The following is a 9,388-nucleotide window of genomic DNA, read 5'->3' on the forward strand; positions in this document are numbered from 1 at the left end:
GAGCAGGGCAGAGCAACGACTTGATACATACTTGAATGTATACCCGCTTGAGGAGGGGATGAATCTGCTATTGATAGAGGTTTATGCAAGTCGAGGGAACAAGGAACTTATTTCTAGACATTATAAGAAGTTTGAGGCTGCTTATCGCAATGGCTTGGGATTGGAGCCGCCTATTGCGCTAACAAATCGAGTAGCGGCTTATTTGAAAGCAGCAGATTAAAGTATCATTCTTTTATATTCTTACTAAATATATGGTAAATTAATAAGTAAGAATAAAATGCTAGGAAGTCATGGCAAGAAGGAGTGACGCAATTGTTTGTAGAGCAGCGGCATCAGTTAATTATCAAGAAGCTTAATAGGGACAAATCAATCCGAGCTTCGGAGCTTATCGATGAGTTCGGTGTTTCGTTTGAAACGATAAGGCGAGACCTAGAATTTTTAGAAGGTGAAGGATATTTAAGACGGGTTCATGGCGGTGCGATTTTGAAGGAACCGGATTACAGTCGAGAAATTCCACTGCCAATACGTGACTCCATCTATTTGGAAGAGAAGATGCAATTATCTCAAATCGCGACCCGGTATGTTGCGGAAGGGATGTCCATCGCGCTTGATGTAAGTACAACTAACACGCATATTGCGAAAGCACTCAAGACTAAGTTTAATCGTCTGACTATCATAACGAACTCGTTGCCAATAATGAATGAATTAATCGATATGCCCGGGTATACGCTTATTATGATCGGCGGGATTATTCGACAGGAAGAGCAGAGTATTATCGGCGACTTAGCAGAAGAATTCGCATCCCGTTTTCATGCGGATATCTTTTTTATGAGTATGAGCGGTGTTACATTAGAAGAAGGCATTACTGATATTGCAATCGGAGAAGTACAAGTGAAAAAAATTATGCATGCAAATGCGAAATGCACGATTGCTCTTACCGATAGCAGTAAAATTGATCAAGTTTCCTTAATCAAAGTGTGTAGTTGCACGGAAGTTGAACGGTTTGTAACAGATTCTAAGGTTGATCGACAGATCGTTGAGAAATACAAACAGAACGGTATTGAAATCGTCTGCGAGTAAAGGGAATAATGGAAAGAGTTATCTCGTTCAAACGATCCTTAGTGTGATGCTAAGGGTCGTTTTTCTGTGTGTAAGGTTGTATTTGGTTTTTTTCTATTGTGTATATGTGTGTTTGTGTGTTATTGTGTTTTTGTAAATGTTGGAAGGGGTTGTTTTTAATATGATCGTAGTTGGCCTTGTTCTAGTCTTATGTTCGGGTTTGGCACATGCTGTATGGAATATGTTTGCAAAGCAAAGTACAGATAAGCCGGTGTTCCTATGGGTAATATATATTCCGGCAACCATACTATTGCTGCCAAATTTGATGTTTGAATTATCTGGTGCGCATTTTACACTGAACCAATGGTTAATGATCGGGTTATCGCTTTTGATGCAAGCCATTTATTCTATGCTGCTTGCTTATACCTACAAAGCGGGAGAACTATCGCAAGTTTATCCGATAATGCGAGGTACACCAACTTTGCTTATACCATTAGTCAGTGTCATCTTATTGGGAGAAAGCTTACCTCTATGGGGATGGTTAGGTATTAGTTTGATGCTAGCTGGGTTCGTCGTCATGGTCGGGCGGAGATCGGGAACAGAGCAAAATAATGCTTACTTAAAACCGGTATTGCTCGCGTTAAGCGTCGGACTGTGTATTACGACTTACTCTGTCGTTGACAAAGTAAACTTGCAATACATTTCACCACTTGCACTGCTTGAAGTGACGAATATTGGGTTTTTACTTGGTTTGACTCCTTCTGTTCTTCAATTTGATAGAGTAAAGCGTGTCATTAGAAATCATCGGAATATTATTTGGATTGGAGCAATATTATCGCCGGGCTCCTATCTGTTATTTTTGTTTGCGGCTAGAAATGCTAATCTGTCTACTATCGCGCCTATGCGTGAGGTAGGTATCGTGTTTGGTACACTGCTTGGACTCTTTGTATTGAAAGAGTCGCAAGGTGCCCGAAGAATAACGGCTTCAATCGTTGTAGTGACGGGTATCATTATGATTGCATCAGCAGGGCATTGATTGGTTTTTAGTATATGAAAAGCGTGACGCTCATCCAACGAGGAGCATCACGCTTTTTTTGTATAGCTTCTTATCGATTCGGTGCTGCTTATGTTAAGTAAATAGCAACATTCTCCGGTGTACGTCCCTCAGGCTCATGCTTAGGCTGCTCTGACAGCACCGTTCCATCCTCTAAGTGCAGCCAAGTATTGAAACTTCTTTCTCCTTCTTTCAAGGAAATGACCCTCGCTCCTGTTAGAAAAGGCCGATCCAAGTAAGCATTACGAGTAGTCCTCCCATAACAGAGACGGATGCCATGCCAATCGCCCCAGAAATCGTGACCATGGTCATGGCCAGCGAAGGTTCCCATGACATCACCCATCTCGATCATAGCTGCGAAGAAGCCGGAGTTCACCCAAGGCGCGCAGCAGAAAGGAGCATTACGTTCTCCGTAGCAGACACCGAAGTCCCATACATCGTTATATTCAGGAAGCGGTATGTGAAAAAAGGCGAGGGAGGGCAGTGGTGTTCCGCCATTGCTTCCGGTAAGACGATAGGATTCACGTGTGTACCAATCAATCTGATCACGGCGAATCCAGTCATAGTAGCCCATTCTGCTATACTCCAGCGGGGAGTAGCTGCCTGAATCCAAGAAATAGAGGGCAGCGGCCATTTCACGATCTTTCCCTTCAACAGTCAGGACAAAATTGCCTGAGCCGTGAATGCCAGGTGGATCGGGTTTCGCATAATTATGCGGGTAAGTCAACTGCAACGCATGCAGCTGCTCCCGCGTGACCGTTCCTTCCGTATCATGGTTGCCGAACACAGCAGCCCATGGAATGCCCAGGCTCTCAGGCACTGAACAAGCGCGGCGAAATGCGGCTACGGGGTTAGGATGACCGGCGGAAGCGATGACATCTCCTGTGTAGACGACCAGATCTGGCTGCTCATCTTTCAGAATACGGATCATCATAGCTTCCATCCTTTGTTCTTCCGCTTCATAGGAAGAAAATTCGGGATCTGTGAACTGCACGATTTTAAACGTCCCGTCTTCGCGAAACCGCAGAGACTTAACCATTTTGCGACTCTACTGAAGAATTAATTTTGTTATCGACAATTGTGATGCTCTTGGAGGCCCACGTGTCGTCTAGTAATCCATCTGGTATTTGTGCGTCCCATTGCTCAGACAACGTCAGACCTAACGCAAGTGCGGTAATTGCAGCTGTATCTGTTATGGTTACAGGAGCTGTTAGAAGTCCGCTATTAATTCCGGGGCCGATACATCCCCAGAAGACGTCACGGTCCATAGGATGGCCACTGCCATGACTATACTTGTTCTCACCGCCACCGCCATGGTCAGTAAGAAGTATAACTAAGCTGTCCTCCATAAGACCTAACTGCTCTAGTCGCTTCAGAACACTGCCGATTAGTTCGTCACATGTAGTTATCGCAGCTAAATACTCCGGACAATCATCTCCGTAGCCGTAACGGTGTCCAGAGCCATCCGGTTCATCCAGTTGTAGAAATAACAGACGAACGTCCTGATTCTCTTCAATGTATGCGAGAAGAGAAGTGACAAGCTCGGCATCTGGCAGAGAAACTTTATGTACGCCGAGATTATCTTCAATAATACCGGAGTTAATTGGACTCCAGCTGCTAAAAGAAGCAAGCTTTGCTTCAGGCTGTTGTTCTCTTACTAGTTTAAAGAGGGAAGGATAGGGAGATGAGCTCGGATAGGTTAGTGTTGCCGCCTTCTCATTATTTAAGCCATGCTTGTCAGGCTGCACTCCATGAAGCACAGATCCCCAACATTCTGCACTGATCGTCGGCATTTCTGCCTTCGCCTCGAAGGTATAGGCACCGCGTGGCAGCCAAGCGTCTAAATTCGGTGTTTCGGCTTGCTGTACGAAATTTCCGGCTCCATCAATTCCAAGAATAAATACCCGCTTTACAACCTTAGTTTGCTTCATCATTTTTCGCTCCCTCATATTAAATTTCTGYTGAAAGACGTTGCCGCCCATAAATAGGAAACGGTACGATCTGTTCACATTTTCAGCATACGAGTGCCCGCTAAAACCGTCAATATGCGAATCAATGCTCCGTGACAACTAGTCATTAACGTGATAAGGATATGTCATTATTCTAGTAGTTCGCTAGATTAGCGACCCACTATAATGAGAGACAGAGAACAGCAACATGAAAGGGTGAGCCTTATGACGGCGTTTGCATCAAACGATACATCCACTACTATGAGTAGCCGAATGCGAACATTCAAAAAAAAGATAAAGAAATACAGGGCTTTACTCATTATGATGGTCCCTGGGCTAGCGTACTTGATCTTGAACAATTATATTCCTATGTATGGAGTCATCCTTGCTTTCAAGGAGCTGAATTATGTGGACGGCATTTGGGGTAGTCCATGGGCCGGGATGTACAACTTTAAGTTTTTGTTTAGTTCTCCAGATGCTTTTCTGATCACGAGAAATACGATTATGTATAACGTATTTTTCATCGTGGTGAATACAAGTTTTGCGCTGCTTGCAGCACTGTTAGTCAACGAAATCAAAGATAAAGTTATCACTCGTTTTTACCAGAGCACGTTTTTGCTCCCGCATATTATTTCAATGGTAGTTGTCRCTTATCTGGTATACAGCTTTCTAAATACTGAGAGCGGACTTATCAATCGTCAGCTTGCCAAATGGTTCAGCACGGACTCCATCTCTTGGTACAATGAGCCAGATTACTGGCCTTATATTTTGGTTATTGTGAATGCATGGAAAAACGTTGGGTATTTGGCTATTATTTATTTTGCAGCCATTATCGGCATTGATAAGGAATATTACGAAGCGGCAACTATCGATGGTGCTAACAAATGGAAACAGATGACTCGAATTACTATTCCACTCATCTCGCCGATGATTATCATCATGACACTGCTAGCAATCAGTTCGATTATGCGTTCAGACTTCGGTTTATTCTACCAGGTACCGATGAACTCAGGACCGTTAATGCCTACTACTAATACCATCGATACATTTGTCTACCGTGCAATGATTGAGCGAGGGGACATTGGAATGTCGACTGCCGCTGGTATCTATCAATCTGTTGTCTGCTTCTTCTTGATTTTAGGAGCAAACCTCACGGTGCGGAGAATTAGCAAGGACGACGCATTATTCTAATAGATAAACATTCATAATGAGAGGAGGCATCAAGCAGATGCCGGTTACATCACGTTTACGATCTCCACTTATCCATCTGTTCTTTGTACTCTTCAGCATTGCATCACTATTCCCATTCATTCTAGTATTCATGGTCTCCATCTCAGATGAGAGCTCTATAGCCCATAACGGATACAGCTTATTTCCAAGCAAAATCAATTTTGCTTCCTATCAGTTTTTATTTAATGACTTTGGTCAGATTGCGAGATCTTATGGCGTAACCATCCTAGTAACTCTGATTGGAACAATTGTCAGTTTATTCATAACGGCACTCTTCGCATATCCGTTATCACGCAAAGACTTGCCTCTGCGCCGTTCGATGTCATTTCTTCTATTCTTCACCATGCTATTTAGTGGGGGGATGGTGCCTTGGTATATTACTTACGTGACAATGATCGGGCTCAAAAACACGCTGCTTGGTATGATCATTCCCAATCTATTATTGAGTGCTTTTAACGTGTTGTTGATGCGTAGTTTTTTTGCCAACACAATACCAGAATCTATCGTTGAGTCAGGTACAATCGACGGTGCGAGCGAGCTGACTATTTTCATGAAGCTAGTGGTGCCGCTGTCTGCTCCAATTATGGCGACTGTTGCCCTCTTCAATTTGCTAGCTTATTGGAATGACTGGTACAACTGTATGTTGTTTATCGATAAGCCAGAGTTGATGAATATCCAGTACTTAATGACCAAGACGTTAAATAATGTACAGTTTCTAATTATGAAGGCTGATACATCCAGTCAGGTAGGCGAGCTGCTTTCCAAAATGCCAACCGAAGGTGTTCGAATGGCACTCGCCATCATCGGGGTCGCGCCTCTCCTAATCGCGTATCCGTTCTTTCAAAAATTTTATATCAGCGGTATCACCAGCGGTGCGGTCAAAGGCTAATATTGCGCATCTAGGTTTCCGATAAAAACAAAGAGAAGAAGGGATTGGTTACGTTGAAGAAAAAGCTACAAACCGGATTAACCCTGATCATCGTTGCTATGCTAGTTCTGTCCGGATGTGCTCAGAACAAAACAGGAGGTTCCAACACTCCAAAAGAAGGCACGAATAATACACCATCCAATGAGACTGGTGATGCCGCAAGCCTCAAACCTTACAAAATTACACTAATTTATCCTGGTGCTGTGCCTAAAGATCTAAAGCTTGTGCAGGATGAAATGAGCAAATATTTAACAGAAAAAATCAACGCGACTATCGAATTGAAACCGATTGATTGGGGTTCCTGGACGGACAAGACGAACCTAATGAAAATTTCCGGAGAATCCTTTGATCTCCTGTTTACTGCCGGATGGTTTGGTTATGGATTAGATGTATCCAAAGGACAATTTGTAGAACTGACAGATCTCATCGCAAAACACGGCAAAGATATCCCTGCTATTTTAGGTGATGATTTTATGAAAGGCGCACAAATTAGCAACAAAACTTACGGCGTTCCTACCAAAAAGGAATTTGCACAAGCCTTTGGTTTCCTTCTAAATAAAGAGTTGGTAGATAAATACAAATTCAATACTGAAGGTATTAAAACGCTTGAAGAAATGGAAGAAATGTTTAAAGTAATTAAAGAGAAGGAACAAGGAATAGTACCCGTTGTTAGTAATAAATTTGCATTGACTTGGGGTGCTGCAAACTACGATAGCGGTATCATTTCACGCGATAGCAAAGAGTTGAAGGCTATTGATAATCTAGAAGATCCTAAATATGTCGATTTTCTTAAGCGTATGAGACAATGGAATCTTAATGGCTGGTTCGACAAAGATGTTATGACTTCAGATTCAAGCGGCCAATCTGAGAACATGATGAAAGCCGGCAAAGCTTTTGCAATAGGTTCATCATTGAAGCCGGGTAAAGACAAGGAAATGTCTGTGTCAATGGGATTGCCGCTCGTTCAAGTGGAAACAGCTCTGCCTTATACGACAACAGGCGAAGCAAATGGAGCAGTGCTAGCGATTTCTCGTACCTCCAAAGATCCTGAGAGAGCAATGATGTTCCTTAATATGCTTTACACGGATGCTAAGCTGCTTAACATGCTGGATTGGGGAATTGAAGGTACACATTATATTAAGAAATCAGAAAACGTTATCGATTATCCAGAAGGCGTAACAGCTGAGACGCAAGGCTACCCAAGTCCAGGCGGTTGGATGTTCGGAAATCAGTTCATATCATACTTGTGGGCAAATGAAGATCCTAACAAGTGGGAACAATACGAGGAATTCAATAAAAGCTCGGAACGCTCGATCGCTCTTGGTTTCACTTTCGATGAGTCTCCAGTCAAGGCGGAGAAGGCAGCGGTCGGCAACGTAGACAAAGAGTTCCAGATGGTTCTGTTCTCAGGTGCTATCGATGATGTGGAAGGAACGCTTGCGAAGTATAAAGCTAAGCGTAACGCTGCTGGATATAAGAAAATTTTGGAAGAACAGCAACGTCAGTTGGACGAATGGGCGAAAGTGAAAACGCAATAAGATACATTCAGGAGTTGGAGAGCAATTTTCCAACTCCTCCTTCCTTTTCAAATCCGGGATATGCCATAATAAAATATATAGAAGGTATACCGACATGAAGGAATAGGGGAAGAACTTCGATGAATCCTAAAAGCTCCTTACGTTTCAAATTAACAGTTGGCTTTATCACCATTACGTTTCCTCTAGTCTTTCTGCTGCTTTATAGTAATTACACGGCATCGAATTCCGTACGAGAACAGGCGGCGGAGTCCAACAAAAGCATGATCACCCTGTACGCTAACCAAATCCAGACCGCTCTTGGTATAGAAACCAATTTTCTATACGATTTGGCTTCCGCCGATTCGGATATTTTGTCATTAAATAAGTTGGTCTACAACTCTAATGAGTATACTTTGACCAGAATGCGCATATTGAACAGCTTAGGCCGATATAATCGGTTTGATAGCACCGTTGATATTCAGTTTGCTTATTCTAAACCACACCGTGATCTCATACATACCAATATCAAGACAGCCTCCTACGATGAAAATCTGGCCATTAAGCAGTGTATTCAGGACTTGCTTGACACAGTAAAGCCTGGCAGCCCATTATTTTCGGGGTGGATGATGGTTAGCTCTGGAAATATACATGGCTTAGTACGTATTGTGGATGCGGGCGTAGGTGTATACTTGGGAGCATGGGTTCGCCTTGAAAAGCTGATGATTCCTCTAGAGCTGATTCAGCTCGGCAGAGATGGATTTGCTGCTCTCGCTGATAGTGAGGGGAAACTGATCACCGGCAGCTTCGATGTTGGCGGTTTCGCCGATCCTCCTCTTATTGACTCCTACGAGAAATACCAGAGGATTATGGGAGAGAAAGATACCTACATTGTCGTCAGTAATCCAATTATCTCAACAGATGTTACGCTGGCTGCGTTCATTCCGGAAGAGCGAATGCTTCATAATCTTGCTCGTTTTCGTATGATTATTGCTTGGATTCCGGTATTTGCCGTTGTGCTGCTCTCTCTGTATTTGATTTATCTTAACGGTATTATTCTCAGGCCGATGAATGAATTACTTAAGGGCATGCGTACACTTAAAAGAGGTGACTGGGCATATAGGCTGAGCAATTCTCCCTCTAGAGAGTTTTATATGGTCAATGAAACCTTCAATGACATGGCGAATCAAATTCAAAAGCTGAAAATTAACGTTTATGAAGAAAATATTCGAGCCCATAAAGCGGAGCTTAAGCATTTACAGTTGCAAATTAATCCACATTTCCTACTCAACAGTATTAATGTGGTCTATAACCTTGCTCAGCTCAAAAATTATCCGGTAATTAAAGCGATGTGCCTTAATCTAGTGAAATACTTTCGCTTTACGACCAAAACGAGCCAGCAATTCGTTACTCTCTCTGAAGAGATGGAACATATGGACAGTTATTTGCGTATTCAGCAGCTCCGCTTTCCCGAGAGGATAACCTATCGGTTTGTGATGGATGAGGACTCAAAGCAGGTTCAGATTCCTCCCTTGATCGTGCAGCCTTTTATCGAGAATGCGATCAAATATGGATTTGACTTCATGGATGAGCCCTTTCATATTGAGATTCATGCCATAATAGATACCGATCAAAATCGTTGCCGCATTAGGAT

General features: G+C 42.9%; 8 protein-coding genes and 1 pseudogene. 7 read left to right on the top strand and 2 right to left on the bottom strand.

What is annotated here, in order from left to right:
• From AC1DWN_RS20305 to AC1DWN_RS20315, 3 genes and pseudogenes are all read left to right on the top strand, one after another.
• Positions 1–220, top strand: a pseudogene (locus tag AC1DWN_RS20305) (response regulator); the annotation flags it as partial.
• A gap of 92 nt (positions 221–312) precedes the next feature.
• Positions 313–1,080: a DeoR/GlpR family DNA-binding transcription regulator gene (locus AC1DWN_RS20310; RefSeq protein WP_477560723.1), complete on the top strand. Its 768-nt coding sequence runs from the start codon at positions 313–315 to the stop codon at positions 1,078–1,080.
• A 160-nt stretch (positions 1,081–1,240) separates the two neighbouring features.
• Positions 1,241–2,095, top strand: a complete 855-nt coding sequence (locus AC1DWN_RS20315) for a DMT family transporter (RefSeq protein WP_477560724.1) — start codon at positions 1,241–1,243, stop codon at positions 2,093–2,095.
• Positions 2,096–2,183: 88 nt separating this feature from the next.
• Here the strand turns inward: AC1DWN_RS20315 and AC1DWN_RS20320 are convergent, their stop codons facing one another.
• Positions 2,184–3,152: a metallophosphoesterase family protein gene (locus AC1DWN_RS20320; protein WP_477560725.1), complete on the bottom strand. Its 969-nt coding sequence runs from the start codon at positions 3,150–3,152 to the stop codon at positions 2,184–2,186.
• Positions 3,145–4,047 (bottom strand): alkaline phosphatase family protein, encoded by a 903-nt coding sequence (locus AC1DWN_RS20325; RefSeq protein WP_477560726.1) that lies wholly within the window; start codon positions 4,045–4,047, stop codon positions 3,145–3,147. Before AC1DWN_RS20325 ends, AC1DWN_RS20320 begins: the two co-directional genes overlap by 8 nt.
• A 288-nt stretch (positions 4,048–4,335) precedes the next feature.
• Here AC1DWN_RS20325 and AC1DWN_RS20330 point away from each other — a divergent pair, with 288 nt between their 5' ends.
• From AC1DWN_RS20330 to AC1DWN_RS20345, 4 genes are all read left to right on the top strand, one after another.
• Entirely contained in the window at positions 4,336–5,253 is a 918-nt protein-coding gene (locus tag AC1DWN_RS20330; protein ID WP_477560727.1) for an ABC transporter permease, read from the top strand.
• Between the two features lie 37 nt (positions 5,254–5,290).
• Positions 5,291–6,181, top strand: a complete 891-nt coding sequence (locus tag AC1DWN_RS20335; protein WP_477560728.1) for a carbohydrate ABC transporter permease — start codon at positions 5,291–5,293, stop codon at positions 6,179–6,181.
• A 53-nt stretch (positions 6,182–6,234) separates the two neighbouring features.
• Positions 6,235–7,758, top strand: a complete 1,524-nt coding sequence (locus AC1DWN_RS20340; RefSeq protein ID WP_477560729.1) for an ABC transporter substrate-binding protein — start codon at positions 6,235–6,237, stop codon at positions 7,756–7,758.
• Positions 7,759–7,877: 119 nt separating this feature from the next.
• Positions 7,878–9,388: cache domain-containing sensor histidine kinase (locus tag AC1DWN_RS20345; RefSeq protein ID WP_477560730.1), on the top strand; the 1,511-nt coding region annotated here is incomplete at its 3' end.

The sequence above is a fragment of the Paenibacillus sp. P4_A7 genome (assembly GCF_056402455.1).

Bases quoted from the DNA above. Each gene is read 5' to 3' on its own strand.
- AC1DWN_RS20325 (WP_477560726.1), bottom strand. From the start codon at position 4,047: ATGATGAAGCAAACTAAGGTTGTAAAGCGGGTATTTATTCTTGGAATT.
- AC1DWN_RS20320 (WP_477560725.1), bottom strand. From the start codon at position 3,152: ATGGTTAAGTCTCTGCGGTTTCGCGAAGACGGGACGTTTAAAATCGTG.
- AC1DWN_RS20315 (WP_477560724.1), top strand. From the start codon at position 1,241: ATGATCGTAGTTGGCCTTGTTCTAGTCTTATGTTCGGGTTTGGCACAT.
- AC1DWN_RS20335 (WP_477560728.1), top strand. From the start codon at position 5,291: ATGCCGGTTACATCACGTTTACGATCTCCACTTATCCATCTGTTCTTT.